This is a genomic window from Chitinophaga terrae (ex Kim and Jung 2007) (genome assembly GCF_900107795.1).
GTDB classification, from domain to species: Bacteria; Bacteroidota; Bacteroidia; order Chitinophagales; family Chitinophagaceae; genus Chitinophaga; species Chitinophaga terrae.
Genome location: NZ_FNRL01000002.1, coordinates 358538 through 383188, shown reverse-complemented (window position 1 = coordinate 383188; position 24651 = coordinate 358538). Strand labels below are relative to the sequence as shown.

General features: G+C 46.3%; 20 protein-coding genes and 1 tRNA gene. 7 read left to right on the top strand and 14 right to left on the bottom strand.

Features of this window, described 5'->3' with window-relative positions:
* Nucleotides 1-34: 34 nt before the first annotated feature.
* On the top strand, nt 35-439 hold the full coding sequence (locus tag BLV62_RS03695; RefSeq protein ID WP_089758813.1) for a response regulator: 405 nt from the start codon (nt 35-37) through the stop codon (nt 437-439).
* 150 nt (nt 440-589) lie between these two features.
* Here the strand turns inward: BLV62_RS03695 and BLV62_RS03690 are convergent, their stop codons facing one another.
* Nucleotides 590-1978 carry a S41 family peptidase gene (locus tag BLV62_RS03690; protein WP_089758811.1) on the bottom strand — a complete coding sequence of 463 codons (1389 nt, stop codon included), beginning with the start codon at nt 1976-1978 and terminating at the stop codon, nt 590-592.
* A gap of 128 nt (nt 1979-2106) precedes the next feature.
* On the opposite strand from BLV62_RS03690, the gene BLV62_RS03685 reads away from it, so the two are divergent.
* Nucleotides 2107-4413, top strand: a complete 2307-nt coding sequence (locus BLV62_RS03685) for a tetratricopeptide repeat protein (RefSeq protein WP_089758809.1) — start codon at nt 2107-2109, stop codon at nt 4411-4413.
* Nucleotides 4414-4446: 33 nt separating this feature from the next.
* Here the strand turns inward: BLV62_RS03685 and BLV62_RS03680 are convergent, their stop codons facing one another.
* Entirely contained in the window at nt 4447-4767 is a 321-nt protein-coding gene (locus tag BLV62_RS03680; RefSeq protein WP_139169907.1) for a VOC family protein, read from the bottom strand.
* 175 nt (nt 4768-4942) lie between these two features.
* Complete coding sequence (locus BLV62_RS03675; RefSeq protein WP_089758805.1) at nt 4943-6163, bottom strand: ROK family transcriptional regulator; 1221 nt, start codon at nt 6161-6163, stop codon at nt 4943-4945.
* Between the two features lie 175 nt (nt 6164-6338).
* Here BLV62_RS03675 and BLV62_RS03670 point away from each other — a divergent pair.
* Nucleotides 6339-6420 (top strand) — tRNA-Leu (locus BLV62_RS03670).
* Between the two features lie 193 nt (nt 6421-6613).
* Here the strand turns inward: BLV62_RS03670 and BLV62_RS03665 are convergent.
* The 6 genes from BLV62_RS03665 to BLV62_RS03640 all read right to left on the bottom strand — a co-directional run bounded on the left by BLV62_RS03665 (nt 6614) and on the right by BLV62_RS03640 (nt 15563).
* Nucleotides 6614-7612: a PorP/SprF family type IX secretion system membrane protein gene (locus BLV62_RS03665; RefSeq protein ID WP_089758803.1), complete on the bottom strand. Its 999-nt coding sequence runs from the start codon at nt 7610-7612 to the stop codon at nt 6614-6616.
* 10 nt (nt 7613-7622) lie between these two features.
* Nucleotides 7623-8555 carry a T9SS type B sorting domain-containing protein gene (locus BLV62_RS03660; RefSeq protein WP_089758801.1) on the bottom strand — a complete coding sequence of 311 codons (933 nt, stop codon included), beginning with the start codon at nt 8553-8555 and terminating at the stop codon, nt 7623-7625.
* 8 nt (nt 8556-8563) lie between these two features.
* Entirely contained in the window at nt 8564-9424 is an 861-nt protein-coding gene (locus BLV62_RS03655) for a hypothetical protein (RefSeq protein WP_139169905.1), read from the bottom strand.
* Nucleotides 9425-9427: 3 nt separating this feature from the next.
* Entirely contained in the window at nt 9428-10789 is a 1362-nt protein-coding gene (locus BLV62_RS03650) for an immunoglobulin domain-containing protein (RefSeq protein WP_089758797.1), read from the bottom strand.
* Between the two features lie 295 nt (nt 10790-11084).
* On the bottom strand, nt 11085-14078 hold the full coding sequence (locus tag BLV62_RS03645; RefSeq protein ID WP_089758796.1) for a glycosyl hydrolase: 2994 nt from the start codon (nt 14076-14078) through the stop codon (nt 11085-11087).
* A gap of 177 nt (nt 14079-14255) precedes the next feature.
* On the bottom strand, nt 14256-15563 hold the full coding sequence (locus BLV62_RS03640; protein ID WP_089758794.1) for a hypothetical protein: 1308 nt from the start codon (nt 15561-15563) through the stop codon (nt 14256-14258).
* Between the two features lie 626 nt (nt 15564-16189).
* On the opposite strand from BLV62_RS03640, the gene tig reads away from it, so the two are divergent.
* From tig to BLV62_RS03620, 4 genes are all read left to right on the top strand, one after another.
* Nucleotides 16190-17569, top strand: a complete 1380-nt coding sequence (gene tig / locus BLV62_RS03635) for a trigger factor (protein ID WP_089758792.1) — start codon at nt 16190-16192, stop codon at nt 17567-17569.
* Nucleotides 17559-18260 (top strand): ATP-dependent Clp endopeptidase proteolytic subunit ClpP, encoded by a 702-nt coding sequence (clpP, locus tag BLV62_RS03630; RefSeq protein WP_089758791.1) that lies wholly within the window; start codon nt 17559-17561, stop codon nt 18258-18260. Before tig ends, clpP begins: the two co-directional genes overlap by 11 nt.
* Before the next feature lie 154 nt (nt 18261-18414).
* A complete protein-coding gene (gene clpX, locus BLV62_RS03625; RefSeq protein WP_089758789.1) occupies nt 18415-19659 on the top strand; it encodes an ATP-dependent Clp protease ATP-binding subunit ClpX in 1245 nt (414 codons plus the stop codon).
* 115 nt (nt 19660-19774) lie between these two features.
* Entirely contained in the window at nt 19775-19963 is a 189-nt protein-coding gene (locus tag BLV62_RS03620; RefSeq protein WP_089758787.1) for an HU family DNA-binding protein, read from the top strand.
* Nucleotides 19964-20357: 394 nt separating this feature from the next.
* Here the strand turns inward: BLV62_RS03620 and BLV62_RS03615 are convergent, their stop codons facing one another.
* The 5 genes from BLV62_RS03615 to BLV62_RS03595 form a co-directional block, all read right to left on the bottom strand.
* On the bottom strand, nt 20358-21233 hold the full coding sequence (locus BLV62_RS03615; RefSeq protein WP_089758785.1) for a c-type cytochrome: 876 nt from the start codon (nt 21231-21233) through the stop codon (nt 20358-20360).
* 391 nt (nt 21234-21624) lie between these two features.
* Nucleotides 21625-22764, bottom strand: a complete 1140-nt coding sequence (locus tag BLV62_RS03610; RefSeq protein ID WP_089758783.1) for an acyl-CoA dehydrogenase family protein — start codon at nt 22762-22764, stop codon at nt 21625-21627.
* A gap of 12 nt (nt 22765-22776) precedes the next feature.
* On the bottom strand, nt 22777-23481 hold the full coding sequence (locus BLV62_RS03605; RefSeq protein ID WP_089758782.1) for a ComEA family DNA-binding protein: 705 nt from the start codon (nt 23479-23481) through the stop codon (nt 22777-22779).
* Between the two features lie 66 nt (nt 23482-23547).
* Nucleotides 23548-24309 (bottom strand): MBL fold metallo-hydrolase, encoded by a 762-nt coding sequence (locus BLV62_RS03600; RefSeq protein WP_089758780.1) that lies wholly within the window; start codon nt 24307-24309, stop codon nt 23548-23550.
* A 22-nt stretch (nt 24310-24331) separates the two neighbouring features.
* Nucleotides 24332-24649, bottom strand: coding sequence for a hypothetical protein (locus tag BLV62_RS03595; protein WP_089758778.1), 318 nt, complete (start codon nt 24647-24649; stop codon nt 24332-24334).
* Between the last annotated feature and the right edge of the window lie 2 nt (nt 24650-24651).

Below are 24651 nucleotides of genomic sequence, written 5' to 3'. Positions count from 1 at the left end.
CAAAATCATAGATTTGTCTCTATTCGAAAATGTTATGTCCGACAATAGTTGTAAATATACCTCCGTCTTGCTAATTGACGATGATATTGATGATAGAATGATATTTGGCGAAGTATTGCGGGAGTTGGCGCCAGACATACACTATCACGAAGCGATCAATGGAGAGGATGCACTGATAAAATTAAGCCAGGATTTATTACCCGACCTGATATTTGTAGACCTAAATATGCCGAGGGTAGATGGTAAACAGTTTTTAGCCGAGATCCAGCAATTGGATCATCTGAAAGATATACCTGTTATTATCTATACTACCTCCTCCCATGAAGTCGATAAAAAAGAAACGAGAGAGCTGGGCGCCTCTTACTTTCTTACCAAACCTAATAGCCTTCATGAACTCACTAATATCCTGACAGATATCCTTCAACAAAAATTATTTTAATAAAAAGCCTCACAAGGAATTGTGAGGCAACTTTTTCTACCATTGTTACTATTTTTTAAACCCTCATATATGCGCGAGCATATGCTTTGAGGTATAAAGATGAGATATTAAAAAATTGAGAGTGTTAATCAAATCTTAACAGAAACTGCATTAGAAATTTTTTATTACCTCGTTTATCCATTCTCCTTTGCTATAATCCAGGGTAACATCTGGTATAATTCCTTTATTATCAATACCTTGTTTGGCTGCAACCCGCCTTGATCGGGTAACCGGGTAGCTGAGAAAAAAATTGGGAGAAAAAAATTTAACATTGGTAGTATGCCCATAATCCGACACCCCGGCTGTTGGCCTCCCGAATAGTTTAACCTTCTGGCTTTGTTTTGCTTCCAGTAAAAACAGTTCGGCAGCCTCCCGGCAGGTACCGTCGATTAATATAGCTACCTTTTCAGGTAACAGTAAAGGCGTTGGAAGGATCATGTTCTCATCCGGCCCCATACTCACCAGCCGGCCCTGCAAACCCGCTGATTGTTGCAGTACTTCTTTCAACTGTTCCACATATTCGTCCGGCAACTGGTTGGTTTGCGCTTCCAGCAATTGTCGCCAGGCGGCCAGGTTATCCGGCGTCGCAAAAAAATCTTCCCCGATTATCCTCACAGGCTGGGTGTAAAGAACCGGGCGCAATCTTTCAGCTATCCTGTAACTGCCACTGTCGCAGCCCCGGATATCGATGATCAGGCGATTGTTTTTGCGGATATGTTCATCGTTTGCATTCAGTACAGAATCAACGGCATCGTAGTCGCCGGCCCGCATGCTGCTGATACGCAGGTACCCCAGGGAGTCGGATAACTGGCGGAAATAACTTCCCTGCGGTGTTATATCAGGGAAGGCCGGTGCAGCTGCAGTTAAATGAATGTCTGCAGCGCCGCGGGGCCTCCAGCCCAGCGTTACCAGGTCGTTCCGTTGTTTGTTGATCACGAGGCTGTCGAAAGGGTGTTTGTTCCAATCCCCGTAATTGATGATGTCGAATTTGTCTCTTCCCCTGGCCACCAGTTCAAAGATCACTTCATTGGGGCGCCAGGCAGGCGTTCCCGGGGGCAGTACTACAGCGGCATAGCTCCTGAGCCCTTTGGGTTGTTTCAGCAGCGCTACTTTCAGGCTGTCTGACTGGTAATAGCCCGCAACGCTGCCGGCGGGCAGTTTATCCAGCATCTCCAATTGTGCAGGAAGAGGAGTAACGACTTCTCTACCTGGTATAAATGCAGGAGTAATGAACAAATGCTGATCTTTGAAAAAACGCAGGTAGTTATGGATCAGGGATAAACAATGAACATAGCTTCTGGCGGCACTGGCTTGTGTAGAGACTTTTGTCAGTAAACTAAGATAAGATTGTTGGGTAACCGGGTTAACCTTATCAATAAATCCAACGTAATTCTTTCTTAGATAAGCAGTTACACTATCTACTTTCTTTTTGCAATCACATTCCTGGGCATATAACACTGTATTACCCAGGAGTAATAACAATACTATTATTGCTTTCATGGCAAAGGATTTGTAAGTTTCTGGCTGATAATAAATGGTCTTTAAATATAGCTATTCGGAAGCACTATTTTAGAAATATTTAGCATCCATCCTGCTTTCTTAATAAATTAGCCGATGGAATAAAGTGTATGGAATTAGTAGAACTGGAAAATCTGTACAACGAGCAGGCATATACGGAGGTTATTACACATTTAGACTCCTGGTTACAGGAACATCCTGACAATATCAGCGGATGGCAACTGTTAGGGTTATCCTTACTGGAAGAAGCGAAATTGACCAGTAACTTGGATTTGGCCAACACTGCATTTTTATCTGCCTATGGAGCCTTTAGCAAAGTATTAGACCTGGATCCTACTCATTTAAAGGCGCGGTTAAACCGGGCCTGGATCGGTGCGCACGAGATTTCCGATAAAGAAGAAGAAACGCTGGCAGATTGTGAGGCAATTGTTGGGAGCGGCGATGCTGTTTCTTCCACTACTGCTTTACTATACAGCTTCCATGTTCACAGGCAACTGGAAGAAACAGAACTGGCGCTGGCCGATATGCTTAAATATCTCGAGATCGTCAATACCCATTACAGTACTGATCTTCCGCAGCTCAACTCCGCAAAGTTCGAATGTTTTATACGCATAGGCGACCTGTATATCAGTAATGATAATGCCCCGCTGGCGCTTATCTATTACAAGCAGGCCATCGGCTGCAATCCATTCCCCAAACGCCTTTTATCCATTGCCCACCTGGCGTTTGAGCAGAAAGATTACGAATTCCTGGAATCCCTTATCGACACCCTGCTTTATACCAATGAAAGCGGGGATGATTATATGCTGCTTTTGCTGAAAGACATCAAGAAGCGGCTGGAAACAGGCGAAAGATCGCTGCCCCTTTATAAGACGTTCTGCAAGGGATCGCTCATCTATTGGCGGCACCTGTTTTCTGAAGATCCCGAGGAGAGCGCATTGCAGCAGATCTCTATGGGCAAGGAACTCTTATTGCAATACCCGGAAGAAGATTATTTTTTCAGTTACTATATAGCTACTGCTTTATTTAATGTTGAAAGTTACGAAGAGGCGAGGAAGTGGTATAACAGGTGTATGAACGGAGATCAGCTTCCATCCTGCTTTATCCGCTGGTATTACTCCTGCTGCCAGGTGAACGGCGAGTGGCCAGAATATTGGCCGGCCAGTAATGAAGGATCTGCTTTTGAATGGTACCTGGCAGCGATGACGTTCAGCGAACTGGTATCCAACGAAGCCAATGAAGCGGTGCATAAGGCGAAGAAGTTCCTCTATAAACAGGCTTTCGACAGGTATTACAATTATTGGAATAAAAATACCGGCGAACCTACCGCCGGCAACCTGCTGCACTATGCCATGTGTTGCAACAACTATGGCATCGCACTAAACGAAGCAGGGGTGTATGTAGAAGCTGTATTGGTTCATACCATCGGGTTCAACATACATCCGTTCTGGGAACAGCTGGAATCGCGCGCCGATGCGTACCATAACATGGGCAAGCTGGCTGCTGCAGTATCTGACCGCAAACGCATATTGCAGGAATACAGCAAGGAGTTGCCACTCATCTACTATGTTTCTATTTACGAGCGCCTGATAGAAGACCTCTGTGCATTGGAAGAGTTTACCTCCGCGTTAGCGCTGCATGAAAAAGTACTGGACGATTACCAGCAAAAAATTATACCGCAGTTAAACCAGCTCTCTGTTTTTGAAAGGGAAAGAATAGGTTTAAGCATAGACAGGATCAAGACGGGCAGGGCGTTCATCCGGTCAGACAGGAGCAATGACCTCTCTGAACGGATCAAGGCGTTGGAAGATCATTTAAGCGAGAAGCCCGACGACAGCGATGCTTATTTCAATCTTATGTACCTGTATTTCGACAACCAGCAATATGAACATTGCGTGGGCGCGGTAAATAATCGTATATCCATTGGCGGTATACCGCAGCTTCCTGTTATCTCCCAAATGAAAATATATTACTTCAGGGGTAAAGCGTTGTTAAAGCTGCGCCGGTACCAGGAGGCAATTACAGACATGCTGCATACGCTGACCATTATGCAAAGGGGAGATATTATTGCCAACAGCCCCAGCTATAGCGTGAGCATATATACGCATCTGGCGGAAGCTTATATGGGAGTAAAAGAGTACAACAGTTGCCTGGCCTACTGCATCCAGAGTTTGAACATCTACACCGCCAACAACTGGGCCTGGGATAGCGAAGTTTCGGGTATCAGGTACCTGATGGCGCTTGCATTTGAAGGGAAAGGAGATCTTTATACCTGCCGGAAAATGATAGACCTCATCATTACTTATGACCCGGGGTACAAACCTGCAATTGAAAAAAGGAAACAATGGGGTATTTCTGAAAAGCTGATATCCGGGTTCAGGAACCTGGTCGCAAAAATCAAGTCGCTGAAGAATTAACGATCGCTGAACCCGGGGGTTAATGTACTGGCGCTACATTGGCTTGTTATAGCTGATCATCCAGTTAATGCCATATTTGTCGGCAAACTGCGCATAGCGATGGGCCCAGAATGTTTCCTGCAACTCCATCTTGATGCTGCCGCCAGCCGATAAGTCCTTATACAATTTTTCCGCTTCTTCTATTGAATCGACGCCCAGCGCCAATGCTACGGAATCGCCGTTTACAGGAGGTTGCCCCTGCATGCCATCAGAGGCCATCAAAGCAAATCCAGGAGCCTGCAAATAACCATGCATTAAAAGGTCTTTTGCCTCAGGAGGCATCTGGTCTTTCATCGGCGATTCGCCCATTGTCATAATGTGCAGATCTCCTCCGAAAACTTCTGATAGAAATTCATGGCTTCCCGGCCATTGTTGCCGAAAACCAGGTAAGCTGTTAAGGTAGCCATAAGCCCGATTTTAAAGGTGAGAAATGGAATTCAGGTATATGCTAAAGTTAACTAAAAATCAGCTCTTCCATGTTAATAAAACATCAACTTATCAATACTTTATTCCTTACCAGCAAACAAGCGCCGATAATCCCGGCCCTTTCCCCGAGCCTCGACATTTTCAGGGTAGAATCGTTGCTTACCAGGCTCAACGAATACTTATTCATAGCACTCCTGATGGGCAAACGGATATGATCCCGCGCTTCAGCCAACGCACCTCCCAGGATCACCAGTTCAGGGTTGAAGATATTCATCAGCAATGCTACGCCCCTGCCCAGGTTCTCTCCTACCTTTCCCAGCATTTCTATTGCCAGCATGTCATCGTTATTGGCAGCTTCTATGATATCGTGCAGGTGTATGTCTTCCGATGATTTATGACTACGGGTAAGCATAGACGAGGAGCCGGCGGCCAGCTTCTGCCTGAACATATTTACCAGCGCCCAACCCGATGCTTCTGTTTCCAGGCAGCCTTTCTTTCCGCAATGGCAAATGATCTCGTTATCGAACATGGGTATATGTCCTACCTCTCCGCTATAACCGGATTTACCATAGTATAATTCTCCGTTGATCACTACTCCCATACCAATACCGTAATCCAGGTTCAGGAACAATACGTTCTTTTCGCCATTCACAATGTCGGAACTGAATTCTCCATACGCCATAGCCCTGGAGTCGTTCTCCAGGAATACTTTGATACCAACCTTTTCGGAGATCACCTTGCTGAGTGGCTCGTCGTCGAAATGAAACAGGCTGTAGTTATATCCCGTCGCATAGTTAATACGCCCCTGGATGTTGATACCGATGCCCAGGATCTTTTCTTTTTCGACCGTTAAGCCGTCAATAAAGTTGTTGATCAGTAAACATAGTTGCTCTAATGAAGCCTTGGTATTATCCAGTTGGTAAGGCAGATCCTCCACTGTAGTGATCAGGTTTTTATGCAGGTCGGAGAGGCCAAGGTTCAGGTGATCCTGTTTTACATCTACCCCGATAAAGAAAGCAGAATCAGGCACCAACCCGTACAAATTAGGCTTACGCCCGCCTGTAGATTCAATCTTCCCATAATCCATTACCAGTCCGTCGCCAATCAGGTCATTAACCAGGTTAGTCACTTTGGGAGTACTCAGGTTAAGTTCTTTGCACAGGTCGGCAATGGTTGCATTTCCACTATTGGCAAAAAAGGCCAGGGCGGCTTTTTTCAGGTTGATATTCTTGTAGGCTACACCGGTAGCATTGCTATTTAATTCTTCAAAAAAGGTTTTAGCCATGGTAGAAGACTGATTTTTTTCTGGAAATCTCTGTTAATTTAAGCAGCTTAACGCGAATTTCTAAATATCGGGGCGATATACCTTATATTTTTTTAGCACAGGATTTTGTTAATTCAGAAAAAAATATACCTTTGCAGTCCTTTAAATCCCGTTCGTAGCGGGAAGTTCTTACAATGCGGGTGTGGTGAAATTGGTAGACACGCTAGACTTAGGATCTAGTGCTTCGCGGCATGGGGGTTCGAGTCCCTCCACCCGCACTCAACTCTACAGCCCTTTTATTCAAAAAGGGCTTTTTCTTTTCCAGCAACATAAATAGATCAACACCCTAATTCACTACTCTTTTCCTGTTATACCATTGCTTTAAATAAAAGAAGGCCGACTAGAAAATCAGCCCTGTTTCTACCATATGATTGATATGCTATAATTCCATTTACAGCATTTAACACTAAACTAGAAATAACTACACCGTAATTGCCGTAACGCCCGACTGCGGCTGTTCTCAGCCCTTTTGAAATAAAAGCCCAGTGATAGCTCATGCGTTCCATTGTTATAACTGCTGTATTTGTTCAATGCATAATCGTAAGCATACCCTATTCTCAGTTCCGGCAAAACAAATACTTCAGCCATTGCAATAACGGCGCTGGAGCGGGTAAGGTTAGATTGAAGATCAGGCTTCCTGTAGAGATCCACAGCGGTTCTGTAACCGCCTCCCAGCCATACCATTTCCTTTAGCAACACGAAAAGATTGAGATCCAGGCTGGTAGGTCCTCCCCGGTCATCTTTCAGCAGGAACACCGGCTTCAGGTACACATCGTCGTTCATCCGCAACATAGCTCCTGCAGTCAGGTAATAATGCGGCTTCGGCGCCGGGATGAATTTTGCAAGCGGCTTCCTTGCTGCCTGGTATTGGGCTGTAAGGTTATCTACAGACAACCCCGCAAACCAGGTGGCGGTTGTATAGTAGATCCCTGCCCGCATATCGAACAGCAGCATATACTGTGCAGCCCCCGACAGGTTTGGTTCGTTGGGATTAGCAAACTGTAATTTGGATGGGTCCAGGCCCTGCTGCGTAATTCCTGCACCTATACCAAAAGCCAGCTGCGAGGCATCTTCATTGAAATGCAAACGGTAAGCATAATTCAGGTAGGCTGCCTGCTGTGTCTGCGCTCCCACTTTATCGGAAGATAGCAACAACGCTAAACCTACGCGGTCGTCATTCACGCTGCCGTCTACCGCCACCGACATAGTTTCGGGAGCGCCGGGTACCCCGGCCCACTGCCGCCTGTAAAAGGCATTTGCATTCCACTCCTGCCGGTAACCGGCATAAGCGGGGTTGATATAGATCCCGTTAAAGATATACTGGCTGAACTGGGCATCCTGTTGCGCCTGTACGCCCATTGCCCAGCTGCATAACAGGAGCAGGCCTGTCAATCGCTTTTTAAAACGCATAATGTATACATTAAGGTCTCAGTAATGTGATATATCCTTTGAACTCCTGCCATTGTCCCCTGCTGTCTTTCACCCTTAAGAGGTAGAAGTAGGTGCCATCATTGAGCCCCTGGCCACTCCAGTTTTGTGCATATCCTTTCTGTTCAAATACGTGGTTGCCCCAGCGGTTAAGAATTGTAAGTTCATTCTCAGCATATTTTTCCAATCCTTCAATCACCCATTTGTCGTTGACGCCATCACCATTAGGTGTGATCGCATTCGGGATGAATAAAGGCAGTACTTCCAGTTGATGCGTACTGCTGTTATTGCCGGTTACCGGGTCTTTTTCCATAGCTGTTACCGTTGCAGTATTGGTGATCCGGCCTGTTGCCTGTATTTTCACCCGGATAGAAAGCGTAGCGCTGCCGCCGGCAGGCAATTCATCGATCTTCCATAATACCGTATGTGCGTTGACGTTATATTCTGCTTTTCCCGCTGACGGTTTCTCCAATAGATCCAACAACACCTGCGATGGCAGTTGATCTGCTATCTGCAAAGCGGAAGCGTTGCCCGGGCCGTTGTTGAATACCTGCAAATGGTAACTCATCGTATTATTCAGCTGGAAAGCGCCCTGGTCGGCCGATTTGCTGATCGCAACATCCGCTTCTGCGCTATTGGTGATCAGTTCTATCACCACGGGGTCCGATAACTCGGATACACATCCGCCTTCATTGAACGCCTCCACTGCATACACGCCGGGTTGTGAGGTAACAAATTCCTGTTGTACTGCGCCTTCTATGCTTGCGCCATTCCGGTACCATTGATAGCGGGGCGCAGTAAGGGGACTGGCAGAGAGTTTCACCTGCTGGCCGGGCATGATATACCTGATAACAGGAGGGTGTGCCGCAGCGCGGTACCCCCATCCTGTTGTCACGAATAAAATGGCTATGGCTAGTCTCCGCATCTGGCAGCTTATTCGATGGTGATAACTGGTTTACCAGGTTTCGGAGTTACAGTTATTTCAGCCGGTGTAGTACCGGTCTTCATTACAGTAGCCTCGGTAGCAGCGCAGGTAGATTTGACAGCATATGAAACCTGCACTTTGTAGCCATATTTCTTTACCTCAGTTGCCGTAGTAGATGCCGGATCAGAGATCGTATATGTGCCGGTTGTATTTGTGGCTACATCCGTAGTGCTGTTATCTGCCAGGTTTACCCTGATCCATTTATAATTGAGTTCAAAGTCTGTTACTTTCAGGTCACGTAACCCCTGGATGATGCGGATACCGCCGCTGGGGAAGCCGGCAGTAGCATCCATCTTGATCAGCTTAGCGGGATCAGTAGGCGCCCCACTCTCCGCGCAATAGGTCAACGATAGGTTATTGGCCTGATCTATAGCCGCGGCAACCGTAAGTGGAGGTAATACAAATACTGTGAAGGTTACAGGTTCGGAAGGACAATTAGCATCGCCAGTCGACGCTACTACCTGGTAAGTATGCCAGCCGGGAACAGCGCCGCTGACTTCCAGTTTTTCCTTATTGGGAGTCGCACCCGGGAGCAGAGCGCCCGGCGTTCCGTCTGTACCCAGTTCAGACCATGTCCAGGTTTTATAAGGGGTAGTGTTGTCGGTAGGGTCAACAGTCGAAGATTTAAGCGTAAAATTCGCGCTCTCAGAACAGATGATGGTTTTACCATCCTGCGTACTTGTTCCTACCAGGTCGGCCGCCGTTTTAATGACCTGTGCTTTTAACTGCCATGCGCTCATAAGCATTATAACAGCCAGAAGGGCGAAGCGGTAAAGGGATGGACTCTTCATAAGTGTAGTTGTTTTCATATTTTATGGATTATTTGGTTGAATAGTAAGCAAGGGACTACCAGGTACGGGAACTATTTTCACGGTAACGGGCATACGATTTTTAACCTGGCTGGAACAGCCGTTCCGAACTGCTTCCACATACCAGGTATAAGTTCCGGCGGCGGTAAGGACCGGCGAAAACGAAGTGCCTGCCGGCAGTGGCGTATTGTCTGATTTGTACCAGTAATAAGTGGCGCAGGGATCGATGTTCGTTACTTGCAGTTTGATCTTTCCTACATCCCGGATGCATACAGGGCCCGCATCCGGAATACCGTTCAACTGCAATTCGATCTGCGGACGGGGCGCGACCATTCGAACATCATATAGCCGCAGGGACGCAAGCGCGTTGGCTACCCCTCCCATTTGTATATCGAGCCGGTCGAACGACGCCGGCACAGCGGCAGACAACACATACTTGTTCCCTGCACCAGCCAGCAAACGCAGGTTCAGCAGGGATGCGCTATTAGTTATTGGGGCGCCAACAGCGTTATCGCCGAGGTAAGGCTGTATCCTGAAACCATTCAGGAGTCCCAGGTCCAGCAATGCGGCGCCGGGGTCCTGCAATACGATATAGAGCGAATCGCCGGGTTTTGATGGAGTACTGAAAACAACCGTTTCAAATACCTGGCTTAATACCTGTACACCTGTGTTAAGCGTTGCGTAAGTGGTCAGTCCGGGATCATCGTCTATCGCGTCCCAGGGTTGGGTCACCCCACCGGTAGCATTGAGTAACTGCACTGCACCGGCCCGGGCGCCCGACAATACATCTATTGGATTATTGCAGGCGGCAGGATTAACGGTTTCCATGATCCAGGCGTCGTAAACATTCATGCTAAGTCCAAGCCCCACGGCTGCCGACATTTTCACTGAAACCCCATCGTAAGGCAGGTTAACGCCACTGTTATTTTGCGGGGTTACTGTCATGATAAAATCGCCATTGGCGCTGGCCAACGCAAGAAGGCTGGAAGCGGTCCAGGACCGGCCTGTGGCCACAGGGCTACCTGAACCGTTGTAAACAAAGGGTTGTACCGTAACGGTAACGCCCACACCCAGGAGACTTGAAGGATAATTTATTTTAACGCTTACCGGTGTACCCGCCTGAACCCGTGAACTGAAGCCCATATGCTGAGTAGCGCTACCGCCTAAAAGCGCCAATCCTATACTTAATGTGGACGCAGTTTTTGGGTTTGCATCCGCGCTTTTTTCACCTTCGGATACCGAACCCGCTGAACTCTCTTCTATATGTTGGGTAGCGTATTTCCTCTGCTGGGTAACGGGGCAATTTTGTGCATTGGTTAAAAGCGAGAATAAACAACATCCCAACAGGCATAACAGGTACTTCATTCTGCTTTGGCAAACAGAAACGACATTCCGGGAGTTATAGGGACGCAGTGGGTTATGCATAAGGATACTATCGCTATGATTCTATCGGGCTATTTCGGTACAGCAGCTAAAATAGGGGTTAAAACAGCAGGGAAGTCAGCCGTTTCGTGAATGAACAAAATGAACAGAATTTCAGAATGAATAAAATGAACACGCTCGCTCCATCCCTGTAAGAGTGGAGTTAGCATTGTTCAATAAAAAAAGGCTGACCCAAAAATATAAAGGTCAGCCCTATACGAAATTACCTGGCAGCCGTCTATTCGTCCTCTATTGTAATAGTGACTGGCCCCAGTAACCCCGACTCAAACAACCTGGAGTTAGCATTATATTGCCTGCTGGTTGTGAAAGTATACCTGTTACCAGGCCTTGGCGTTCCGTTTATCAACCATTGAGGCCAGGCGCCGTTCTTTATGCCATCGTCCGTCCTTCGTTCATCGCCGATCAACCGGTTCGCCCATAAATTCGCTACTTCTATTTTCAGCACATTGTTCTTTTGCTTTAGAGCCGAACTGATATCAATACGCCATGGCGCTGTCCATACAGTGCCTAACTCTTTTCCATTCAGGGTAATGCGGGCAAGGTTACGGACTTTTCCAAGATCCAGGTAAATGCCGCTTTGTTTCATCGAAGCATTGTAGTCGAATGTTTTGGTATAGACAGCGATGCCTGAATAATAACGGATACCGGAATCCGGCGACCGGCTCCAGTCCTGCAACCGGGAAAAGTCGGCCATCTCAGGCCCTCCCCATTTTTTATCAAAGGCTACTTTCCATTCAGTGCTGAGATCCATTACCTGCAACGATTTCTTTTCTACAGGCGCTGAAATTGAGGCCCAGCGGTTATTCTCATCAAACACTATAAAGCAGCTTTCAAATGCATCTAACTGCAAAGGAAGGGAAGTGACCGGACCTTCCTGTTCAAAATATTTTACCCGGCTGATCTTGCCATTAATGGCATCCCAGCGTTCGGGCGCTCCTTTGGTTGTACGGAAACGGCACTGAACATTAACAGGTTTATCAGTAGTGTTTGAAACGAAATATACATCCCAATGTCCGCCAGTCCTGTGGGTGTACCTCACGGGACCGTCGGCCTCAAAGTCTGCCGGCGCCCCGTAGCGTTTAAGCATTGCCGTTACAGTTTCATAAAAAGGATACAACTGGCCATCCAGTTCTTTTGTATTGCCGCCGGAGATAATTGTTCCTTTTCCATAAGGGCGGATAGAAAGAGAAGGATCATCGGCAACTGCCCATATTCGCTTAGCTGCGGCTACAACTTCTTTATCGCAGGCAGGATAGTTTACCAGGCTTGGCGACCTGGAAGGCGGGTTACCGATCACCATTGCACCGGCTTTCAGCAGGCGTTCTACCACTGAAAGCAACTCAGGCGTCATAGTTTCAGAAGCGGGCAATACCAACACCCTGTATGTTGCGCCGCCGGGAAATACAATTTTCTTATTCACCACCTTCGCCCTGGCCAATTGCGACGCCGTACATCCATCGAAGTTATACTCGCGCCTGTCGCCGATCGTATCGCCACGGATGGCAGACGAAGGAGGTACAAAAACATGCGGGCATCCTTCCGGCGCCAGGTACAGGATATCGGCAACCGTGCGGCCTTGCTGCAACAAATAGGAGCAGCGGGTTACATACTGATGATAACTGCCTGCCATCGGCCACCATGTCTGGCTCCTGTCCCAATGTATACCATATGGCCCCATAGTTGCACCGGGCTTTAAAGAATCCGGCAGGAACTGGTTCTGGAAGGTATGGTATACAAACCTGTTCACACCTGCGGCAAATGCCCAATCGCCCTGGTTCTTCATGGATGCAGGGTGCTGCTGCCACCCTTCATTATCCTGCGCGGTAAAAGCCTCGGCGGGTACCTGCGGTTTTCCTTCAACATGAGCAATGGAAGATGCTTCTATTACACTGAAAGAGCTGTTGAATCCCCTATGCAGGCTCCAGAACTCGGCCATGGGCACATCTGCCAGCCGCCCGAGTTCCAGGTCGGATGTTGGATTCATATCGTATGGCTCAATAGATAGCTTCAGGTTGTATTTCTTTGCATATTCTTTTACAAACTTCACATGGTATTCGAATATCAGTTCCTGCGTCGTTAAGCGCATATCCCACAGGAAACGTTCACTTACCTGGGCGTTGTCCACTACGTAACCCCGATAGGCCGGGAAGTATTTTAACGGATCATATCCCCTGCGCCTGGAGAACTCTTTCCTGAAATGCTGCGACCAGTTTTGCGAACCCATTTCCCAGCTATCCATATGCAGGAATGTTATTCCGCCGGGCGATTGTTTTCCTGGCTTCATTCCCACTTTTTCAAATATTCTTCCCACGTACGCGTTGAGGTGATCTTTCAGGGCGGTAGTATCAAATTTATCGCATTCAAAACCTAATCCCGGTATGGGAGCAGGACGCGTAACAGCGCCGTTGTTGCGGCTTCCGAAGCGCATTACTATCCATTTCCCGCTTTGAGGCCGCCAGTGTAACCGGCCCTGTTTATCCATTTTTTCCGTCAGGTCAAGCACCTCCCGGCGCGGTATTGTAGCAGCAGGATCTACCACTGTAGTGGCTTCCGTCAAAAATGGCTTAACGATACTGGATGTATATGGAGCCCGGTAATAGAATGCTTTTTCAGGCCAGCTGGCAATCTTTTCCTGTTTCTCCGGCGCCGGGAAGGCCAATACGGCCACGTCTTCATAGAACGCATTACGTTTGTCACGCAATTCATCAGTTAAAGTACCCTCACCGAAAAAAGGTTTTTCCGGAGGCGGCACAGGCAGTACAACAGGCGCTGCATCATTCGCCTGAATAACCGTTTCGCTGGCTACCAGGGTTTGCATGGAACGATTGGCGGTTACCCATGGTCCTCCGCTTCCTGTCCACCCCGGCCCTATGCCGAGTGTAACGGATATACCTAAACGCGTTGCTTCTTTTACCAGGTGAGAAAAGAGATGCAGCCATTCGTCGCTCAGGAAAGTAACATTCCCCCGTGGGATACCCACATTCACTTCAAGGAACACTACCTGCCCTATACCAGCCGTTTTCATCGACTCCAGGTCGCGGGTAATGCTTTCTGCGTTCATATTCCCATCCATGAAATACCAATAAACGCCGGGCCGGCAATTGGCGGGCGGGCGGAGAAATCCCGCTTTCAGGTTGTTTGATTGTGTGGACGCCGGCAAGCAGGGAAATAACAGGAAAAGTGGAATACAAAGACTAGCTAAACATTTCATAACGGAGATACATTGCTGATACCTGTAAATATATCAGGTACGCTAAGGGAGATGTTATGAATTTTGATACAAGACTTGCACTATTTGATCTTTTCCCGGGGATATCAGCGTTGATATCATACGGCATAAAAAAAGTTCCCTGGCTTTATTAAACCAGGGAACTTCTATTCCTGATGATTATTTTTTCTCCAGCTGCTGCAATCTCAGCTCCATTGCTTTATCCTTTTCCTGGAGTTTGTTAATTGTTTTTTGCTGGTCTATGATATAAAGGGTGAGTTCTTCGATCTTTTGCAGGAGCTTCTTGTTCATGTCTCCCAGGTCAATTCCTTCTTTCTCTACTTCAGCAGCTGACGGGATTTCCGGGAGGTGCTGGTTGGATCTGATAAAGGATTCAACTTCCTGGAGAGGAGGTAGTTTGTAATCGGGATGGAATACAAAGTCGGCCCAGTTAGCGGATTGGGTTACCCGAACTTTCCGGGCGGCAATAGTCCCTTCAACTGAAAGTTTATTGGTACCTAAAGTGGTTGTACCAATTCCAACGGCGCCGTTGCCGCCTATTGTAAATACTTCGGTAAAGGAATTTACATCGAATGGCCCGCTGCTGCCCGCATAATTTTTTTGCAAAATATGCAAGCCGTTATATCCCGCTTCTCCCATGATCACTAAACCGCTTCCTGTGCTATACATTGGCGTAAATTCATTCTTATCGTCGGAATTCGTCAGCGTGGCGTTAAACGCTATATATGGCCGGTTATTCAGAGCAGTATTTCCAATAGTAATATATCCGGTTTTGAAATATTTGCCGGCGCCATTACCCACATTAATAATACCATTCTGCACATCCAGTTTAAACGCCGGGGAAGTAGTACCTATGCCTACGTTCCCACTGGCTGCGATCCTCATTCTTTCAGCGCCATTGTTAGTTTCAAAGCTTATGAACCCACCTTGCGTACTTCCGCCTCTGTGAAAATTAATGGCACTGTTGATTTGCCCGTAAAACTTGTGCTCCAGTGCAAAGGAGACAACATCTGCTCCTGCCGTTTTATAGGTTTGGACGCCAAGATAGGTCCCCGAACCCACGCCATTACCTTCCGGCAACCTGGCCAGTACAGAAGCCAGGGTATCCGTAAATGCGCGTCCCAGGTCCAGGAAAGCGCTTGGAGCGCCTGTACCGATACCCACCTTGCCATTGGGCAAGATCGTCATATCAGTATTAGAGATAGCCCCGCCTAACGTCAGTCCATTTGCCTGGGTACCATAAAGCTGAGGGCCAACATTTTTTGTAAAACCAATGCCATAAGCCTGTCCTCCTTTACTTCCCCCCACTCCTAATTTAAAATCATTGATCACCTCGAATGCCGCCGACGGTGTTTTGGTTCCGATTCCGACACTTCCAACTGTATCAATCTTGTTTTGGGCATATAAGGGCTGGGCGCCCAAGGCGGCTACGGCTAACAAACCGGCTAATCTGAATACTTTGATCATAATGTAAGGTTTAAATAGTTCTGAATACTACGGTCAGCATTCCGGCAATTATCACCAGTTATGTTTTTGGGCTATGAAGGAAGTTGAATGGCTCATAGGTCGCTTCATTTGGTGGTATAGGTTTAACCGGATTAACAAAAACCACAGTATAAATTCATTATTGCAATCTATCTATTTTTTAATAAAATCCATCTCCCGGTTAAAGTCTAGAAAAGTTTGCGCACCCTGCCCGGGTCCGTTTGCCCTTCGCTGTCCGTCCATAAAGATTTGCAATATTTTAGGAGATAAAACCCATGTAAATTAGCTATCTTCGCGCAGCCTTAAGGTGTGCGATTTTCACAACAATTTAATTTTCAATTGTTTACATCGCTAAACGGTTTTAATAATAGGGGTTAAAAGCCGCTTATTCATTAAATGATGGTTGTGTGATGCGTCAATATGGCAAATGTGAAATGTTTGACTATTCCTTTCTTTTCATCCTCACAAATGTCGTATCCTGACTGAATTTCACTAAAATTTGACCGGGAACCGCTCCCTGCCAATCCTACCCACCGTTGTGACTTCATGGCAGAAAAATAAACAAGGAATCATTATTGCTTCTAAAGAACACTTTATATAATTCAATTATGGCAACCGTTACGAGAGAAAACATTGGTTTATTGAACGATAAGATCACTGTGAAAGTGAGCCAGGAAGATTACCTTCCTAATTTTGACAAAGCAGTAAAACAATTCAGCAAACAAGCCAATATCCCAGGTTTCCGCAAAGGTATGGTACCTGCAGGCATGATTAAAAAAATGCATGGTCAGGCGCTGTTCGGCGATGAAGTCCTGAAAACTGTAGAAAAAGAGTTAATGGGATATGTACAGGCAGAAAAGCTGGAAATTTTTGGCCAACCATTATCACTCGACAAAGAACCAAAAAACCTGGATTTCAACAACCCGGCTGAATATTCATTCGAGTTTGAAGTAGGTCTGAAACCAAGTTTCGAAATCACTCCGCTCGAAAACAACAAAACCACGCTTACCCGCTATAAAGTAACGGTAACAGACGAAATGGTGAACGATGAAGTAACCCGTTTACAGTTAAAGGGTGGAAAAACTACCGAGCCTGAAACAATTACCTCTGAAGATAACGTTATAAACGTTAAATTCGAAGAATCAGATGCAAAAGGCAACCTGGTTGAAGGCGGTATCGTTAAAGAAAATTCATTACTTGTTAAATATTTCTCTGCCGGCATCCAGGAACAGCTGATGGGCAAAAAGATCGATGACAGCATCGTTTTCCAGTTAGCTACCTCCTTCGACGAACAACGTCTGGGCTGGATTCTGAAAGACCTGGGCTTCGCAACTGACGATAAAGAAGCAGCTCAGAAATACTTCAAACTGACCATCACTAAAGTAGGTCTGATTGAAAAAAGAGAATTGAACGAAGAATTCTTCAAAGAAGTTTACCCGGGAGAAGACATCACTACAGAAGAAGCTTTCCGCGCTAAACTGAAAGAAGAGATCGGGAAATACTGGGATATCGAAGCCCGTAACCACATGCATAACGACCTGTTCGAAGTGCTGGTTCACGAAACACCGATAGACCTCCCTAAAGATTTCCTCAAACGTTGGCTGCAAGTAGGCGGTGAAAAGCCAAAAACCGCTGAAGAAGCCGAAAACGAATACCCAAGTTTCGACCATCAATTACGTTGGACACTGATCAGCGATAAACTGATTAAAGACAATAAACTGGAAGTTTCTTTCGATGAACTGAAAGAAAACGCCAAACAAAAAGTATTAGGCTACTATGGTGGCGCCGCTGCCGACGGCGCAGAATGGTTAGACAGCTACCTGGACCGCCTGTTACAAGACGAAAAGTTTGTAGACCAGACTTATCGCGAAATGATCACTACCAAGTTATTTGACCTGGCCGAAACCAAGGTGAACGTGAAAGAAGAGGAAATCAAAGCAGAAGATTTTGTTAATTTACCTCATAAACATCACCATCATGAACATTAATAACGAATTCAGAAAATATGCCATCCATCATCGTGGAATCAGCAGCCTGGTAGTAGACAGCTATGCTAAAAGTCACCAGCTTAACAGCCTGACTCCGTATATCCTGGAAGAACGTCAAATGAACATGACCCAGATGGACGTTTTCTCCCGGTTGATGGCTGATCGTATTATTTTCCTCGGCGATCCGATCAATGACTATGTTGCCAACGTAATCACCGCGCAACTGCTATTCCTGGAATCAGCCGACCGTAACCGCGATATTCAGATGTATATCAATAGCCCTGGTGGTAGCGTATATGCCGGTCTCGGAATCTACGATACCATGCAGATCATTTCTCCTGACGTAGCAACTATCTGTACAGGTATGGCCGCCTCTTTCGGCGCTGTACTGCTGGTAGCTGGTACCAAAGGTAAACGTACCGCTCTGAAACACGCCCGCGTAATGATCCACCAACCACATGGTGGCGCTGAAGGTCAGACTTCCGATATCGAAATCACTGCCCGTGAGTTCGTGAAACTGAAGAAAGAACTCAACGAAATCATTGCCACCCACTGCGGACAACCAGTGAAAAAAGTGGAAAAAGACTCAGACCGCGACTACTGGATGACTGCAGACGAAGCGAAAGAATACGGTATCATTGATGACGTTCTCCAGAAAAATCCTAAGAAAAATCTGGAAACTCCTCAATAAGCCTTACAGTTAAACGTATAGCTGGTGTAGCGAAGAGAGTAGCGACATATAACAAAAAAAACGCTACTTTCTTCGCTACACTGTTTTAGCCCGATTTAACGTAAATTTGTAACCCTGACAATGATAGTTTCGTAGAAAATCAATCTATTCAGCAATGAAAGAATCCAAAATTCGTTGTTCCTTTTGCAGCCGCTCGAAAGAAGAAGTGCAGATATTGATTGCCGGCGCAGAAGGACATATCTGTGAAAACTGTGTGGCTAACGCCCAGGAAATAATAGACCAGGAGCTTTTCACTCCAGGCCGCAAATCTGCTTCTGCAACGCCTCAGCATTTTGCCCCTAAAGTGGCAAAACCTGTGGACATCAAAAAGTTCCTGGACGAATATGTAATCGGTCAAGACGATGCTAAGAAAATACTGGCTGTAGCTGTTTACAACCACTATAAAAGGCTTAACCAGAAAATAGAAGATGATGAAGTGGAAATTGAAAAATCCAACATCGTCATGGTAGGTGAAACCGGTACAGGTAAAACCCTGCTGGCTAAATCCATCGCCAAACAACTCAACGTACCTTTCACAATCGTAGATGCAACCGTGTTCACAGAAGCCGGTTACGTAGGCGAAGACGTGGAAAGTATCCTCAGCCGCCTGCTCCAGGTTTGCAATTACGACGTGGAAGCCGCTGAAAGAGGGATCGTATACATCGACGAGATCGATAAGATCGCCCGTAAAAGCGATAACCCCTCCATCACCCGTGATGTAAGCGGCGAAGGAGTTCAGCAAGGCCTCCTGAAACTCCTGGAAGGAACTGAAGTATTGGTTCCACCTCAGGGCGGCCGTAAACACCCTGAACAGAAGCTGATCAAATTAAACACCCAAAATATCCTGTTCATCTGCGGCGGCGCCTTCGATGGCATCGAAAAGATCATCAGCAGAAGAATTCAGACTCACTCGATCGGCTTTACCGTTAACAAGGAAAAAGAAGAAGAGAACAGGAAACAGATCCTCCGGTATATCAATTCCCAGGACCTGAAATCCTTCGGCCTGATCCCTGAATTACTGGGCCGTTTGCCTGTTGTTACTTACCTGAATTCACTGGATCGTGATACGCTGAAATCTATCCTCACAGTTCCTAAAAATGCTTTGATCAAGCAATACAAAAAGCTGTTTAAAGTAGAAAATATTGACCTGCAGGTAGAAGAAGCAGCTATAGACTACATCGTGGATAAAGCGATGGAATATAAACTGGGAGCCCGTGGCTTGCGTTCTATCTGTGAAGTAGTACTCAGCGACGCTATGTACGAACTGCCATCTTCCAACGAGTCTGTATTCCACCTTACCAGGGAATATGCCGAGGCTAAATTGGAACAGTCTACACTCGTAAAACTGAAAGTAGCGTAGTTACTATCAAAATATTATTACAGCCAGGCAAAAGGATTTACTGAAACTGCATCACGGATCAGTAAATCCTTTTGCATTAAATACAACCTATCTCCAAACCATAAAACACTATTTTATGCAAGAACTTATTCAGCAATTGCAGGATAAAGCCGGCCTCACAGCCGAGCAGGCTGCACAAGCTATTGATGTCATCAAAGAATATGTAAAAGGCAAACTGCCTCCTTTCATAGCAGGTACTGTGGATAACTGGTTTGCCGGTATGGCGAAAGAAGGAAGCCAGGCGAGCGACGACTTCCTCGGTTAGTTGGGGCACGCAAAGACGCGAAGGAGGTTAAGAGCGCAAAGGATTTTTATTAAGAGAAATAAGGAAGCAAAGGGATTGAAGATGTTGATATAGACATACTCTTCAATCCCTTTGCTTTCTTAAAATTCGCTTTAGGTCAAAATTCTTTGTGGCCCTCGCCTCAATACAAGTATTTTCTGTCCTTTGCTTTCTTAAAATTCGCTTTAGGTCAAAATTCTTTGTGGCCCTCGCCTCAATACAAGTATTTTCTATCCTTTGCTTTCTTAAAATTCGCTTTAGGTCAAAATTCTTTGTGGCCCTCGCCTCAATACAAGTATTTTCTGTCCTTTGCTTCCTTATTTCTCTTAATAAAAATCCTTTGCGCTCTTAGCCTCCTTCGCGTCTTTGCGTGAAATCAAATGCTCTTCAGGTATAAGTACAGCGCCTCCAGCTCCACGTCGGTGTATTTTTCCGTCATCTTCCAGGGCATATCTTCATTTCTCAATACTTTTCCTTCGGGAGTATTGCCTGTACGCAATGTCTTTATAAAATCTTCCTTGCTCCATTTGCCTACATTTCCTTTTGAAGTGATGTTGGCAACAGGTACCCCGCCAGGTACAGGATTGTCTCCGCCTGTTAAGGCCGGCTTATGACAACCGGTACACGAAGCTACCAGGTATTGACCATAGGCTGCTGATGCCGCTGTTTGCACCTTTTCCGGCTGTTTATAGCCATGATCTATGGTTTCGGCAGGTACCATATCAATTTTGCCCAATACGGTCAGAATTTTGCCTAAAGGGCCTACTTCATTAGGAGCAGCCAGGCTATCGATATAAGGGAGAGATTTGCAGTAGGCAATGATCGCCGCCATATCATGATCATCCAGTTTATAATAATCCTGGGACGGCATCAATAACAGGGGTTTATTTTCTGTATTGAGGCCATGCCTTAATGCTTTCAACCATGCTTCGTTATCAAAGGAGGAAGGCAAGCCGTTCTTACCATAGGTCAGGTTGGTACCGGTTATTTTACCGATCGCAGGGTCATTGATCACTACCCTGCCGCCAAGATTGGCCCCGTGGCATTCGCCACAGCCTTTGATCTCGTATAGGTGCCGCCCGTAAGCCAGGGTCGCAGAATCCGTAGGGATAGGGATATTCCGGACATTCACGGCATAGGGTTTATTGACTTTCCTGTCAAAGCGCCAGGCAAATACACCATAGGCGATAGCGCCTGTTAGCAGCAACGCAAGTATGGCAATACCCACGTACTTCAGAATTTTGGAGAACATAACAATTAGAATTGTGAAACGCAAAGATATAGGGACCTTAAAGTTGATTTGCCGGTAGAACTACGTAATAATTATTTCCAGTAAAAAAATCATAACGTGGGATTACAGGTGGTCTCTTTCCCAATGTTGGCCGGTTAAAAAGGCTCGGTATAGAAAAGCACCCGCTTACAGGGTGCTTTTCATTGGGTAGAAATGTTTCAAATCTTACTGTGAATTTGCGTTAAGGTTGATAAACGGTAAAGAGTGACGAATTAACCCAAATTTAACGTTCCTTTTGCAATATTCAATAACACTAAAGGGTTAATGTTATATTTTTTTGAAAAAATGATGAACGGTAATAGTACCTTTTATAACAAATTATAAAAAAAACAGGTTCCCAATCCTATCAGAATCAGCGTAATACTTCCCGTGCAATGACCACTTTCTGGATCTCGGAAGTCCCCTCCCCGATGGTACATAATTTTGCATCTCGATAAAATTTTTCTACCGGAAAGTCCTTCGTATAGCCATATCCACCAAAAATCTGTACGGCATCATTCGCTGTTTTTACCGCTACTTCCGACGCGAAATACTTTGCCATGGCCGCTTCCTCCGTCATTTTCATTTTCTTGTTCTTCATATCTGCCGCCTGCAATGTTAACAGTTCCGCCGCTTCAATTTCAGTTGCCATATCTGCCAGCTTAAACGCTATTCCCTGGAAATTGGCAATAGGCTGATCAAACTGGTGCCGTTCTTTCGCATATTTTAATGCTGCATCTCTGGCCCCTTTTGCAATGCCAAGCGAAAGAGCGGCAATTGAAATACGCCCTCCGTCCAGCACTTTCATAGCCTGGATAAACCCTTCTCCTACATTTCCCAGCAGGTTGGCTTCCGGAACGCGGCAATTGTCGAATATCATTTCCGCGGTTTCAGATGCCCGCATACCTAGTTTATTTTCTTTTTTCCCGCCGCTGAAGCCTGGCGTTCCTCTTTCTACCACAAAAGCAGTCATCCCGTGGCTATCTCTCACATTTCCTGTCCTGGCTATCACTACTGCCACTTCCCCGCTTTTACCGTGCGTAATCCAGCTTTTTGTGCCGTTTATCACCCATTCATCGCCTTCCTTATGCGCTACACATTTCATATTCATGGCATCCGAGCCGGTGTTCGGCTCTGTAAGCCCCCAGGCGCCTATCCATTCAGCTGTTGCCAGCTTGGGCAGGTAACGTTGTTTTTGCGCTTCATTCCCGAATTGCAGGATATGACCTGTGCAAAGCGAATTATGCGCGGCAACGCTCAGTCCTAAAGCGCCGCAGATCCGGGCCACTTCGCTGATCACCGTTACATATTCCAGGTAGCCAAGCCCGCTTCCCCCATATTCCTGGGGCACCAGTACCCCCATCAATCCCAGCTCTCCCATCTGCCTTAGCACCGCTGCAGGAAATTCCTGCTTCTCATCCCATTCTGTCACATAAGGCGCAATGTTTGTTTTCCCGAAGTCGCGGATCATTTGTGCAATCTGTAGCTGCATTTCCGTAGGCTGAAAATTCATAAACGCGTGGATTTAAGGTTTTACTGTTATGTAATATTCAAGTTTACGATAAATAATATCATCCACCAACGGTAGCTGCCGAAGGTCCGAAACCTTGCTGAAACCCGCATGCATACTGCGATATTGAACTATCTGGCGGGCCAGTTTATAGCGTATGTATGGGTGAGCAGCTAAAGATTTTTCATCTGTGAGGTTGAGGTCTAGAATTTTTAGAGAACTATCACCAATCTTCAGAAAAGGTTGAATTTTTTGAAATGTCGAATCAGGCAATCCATAACATTCAGCCACCTGTTGTATGCTATAGAACCCTCCAAGCGCCTCCCGGAAGCGAACGATCCTCCTTGCAAACCCCGGTCCTATGCCCGGTAAAAGCTGCCATAACAAGGTGTCAGCCGTATTGATATCGATCGGCTTTATAGCCGGCTTGCGGGCATGACGAAATGTATCCTTCTTCATTGGGGGAAAAGACCTTTCCGTAGTCCAGCGTGGACGGCGGTTATAAGTATCCCGCCTTGCGGAGGTAACTATACTGTCGCTGATCAGTTGCTGCTCAAATGCCTTCACGGCAGCTTGCAGGTCTTCCTCTGCTGCTGGCTCGCTCGCAGGCCACAGGTCGGGGATGTAATGAGTAACAACAATAAGCAGCGCCAACAGGATAATACCTGTCCTTTCTTTCCGGGAGAATTGAAAAATGGGAGGTAAATAGAATTTACGCATGGGTTAACAACTAGGCCTCAAAAATAAAAAAGAGAAAGCGGTCAATTGTTAACCAAATGCGAAGGGTCAGATTTCCAGCGTTAACCCATCATATGCCAATGCCATACCTTCTGGCAGCTCTTTCGACACTTCAGCATGTAAGCCCAGCTGATGGCTGATGTGGGTGAAGTATACTTCCGGCACTTCCAGCTCCCGGCCCAATTCGATGGCCTCTCCGAGGGTAAAATGAGAAATATGTTTTTCCCGACGCAGCGCATTCAGCACCAGGATCTTTGATCCCCTGATCTTCTCTTTTTCTTCCGGGGCAATGAAATTAGCGTCGGTGATGTAGGTGAAATCATGGAACCTGAAGCCCAGTACCGGCATCTGGTGATGCAGTACGTGTATGGGAGTAACCTGCAGCCCGTTTACGTCAAACGGTGTGTCAGGGATGGTTTGCAGGTTGATCTCGGGGATGCCCGGGTATTTGTATTCGGTGAACGCATAGGCGAATTCCCTCTTGATCACTTCCTGCGAAAATTCGGATGCGTAAATATTGATAGCGCTTTTCTGGAAATAGTTGAAGGCTCGGATATCGTCCATCCCGGCTATATGATCTTTGTGAGAATGGGTGATCAGTACGGCTTCGAGGTGACCGACTTTTTCCCGCAGCATCTGGTACCTGAAATCGGGGGTCGTGTCTACCACGATGTTGCCGGCAGGCGAAGAAACCATGATGCTGCTTCTGAGTCTTTTATCCTTTTTATCGGTAGAAGTACAGACCTCGCAACCGCAGGCTATAACCGGAACGCCTTGTGAAGTGCCTGTACCTAAGAATGTAACTTTCATCCCAAATACTTTTTTATTGATCCTATTCCTCTGTCTTTTCTTCTCCGGGTTGTTCTGCAGAAGCTTGGGAAACAGGTTTATCTGCCTGGATCTGCTTGTACAGCTTGTGAGATTCGGCTGTGAGCATTTCTTCTTCCAGCGGTAATGTGCTCAGGATATCTATCAGGGTATTGATACGGCCTTCCAGATTGAGAAATTTATTGATCACTACCACTTTCTTGTGCTCCAGGATACAATAACCGGAGTTGAAGCTTCCTTTTTCAAAACGCAGAACATACTTTGCGTCTTCGAAGATCTTCTCCAGCTTGGTTAAGTTGTTGGGCGTGATTTTAATATTCATGC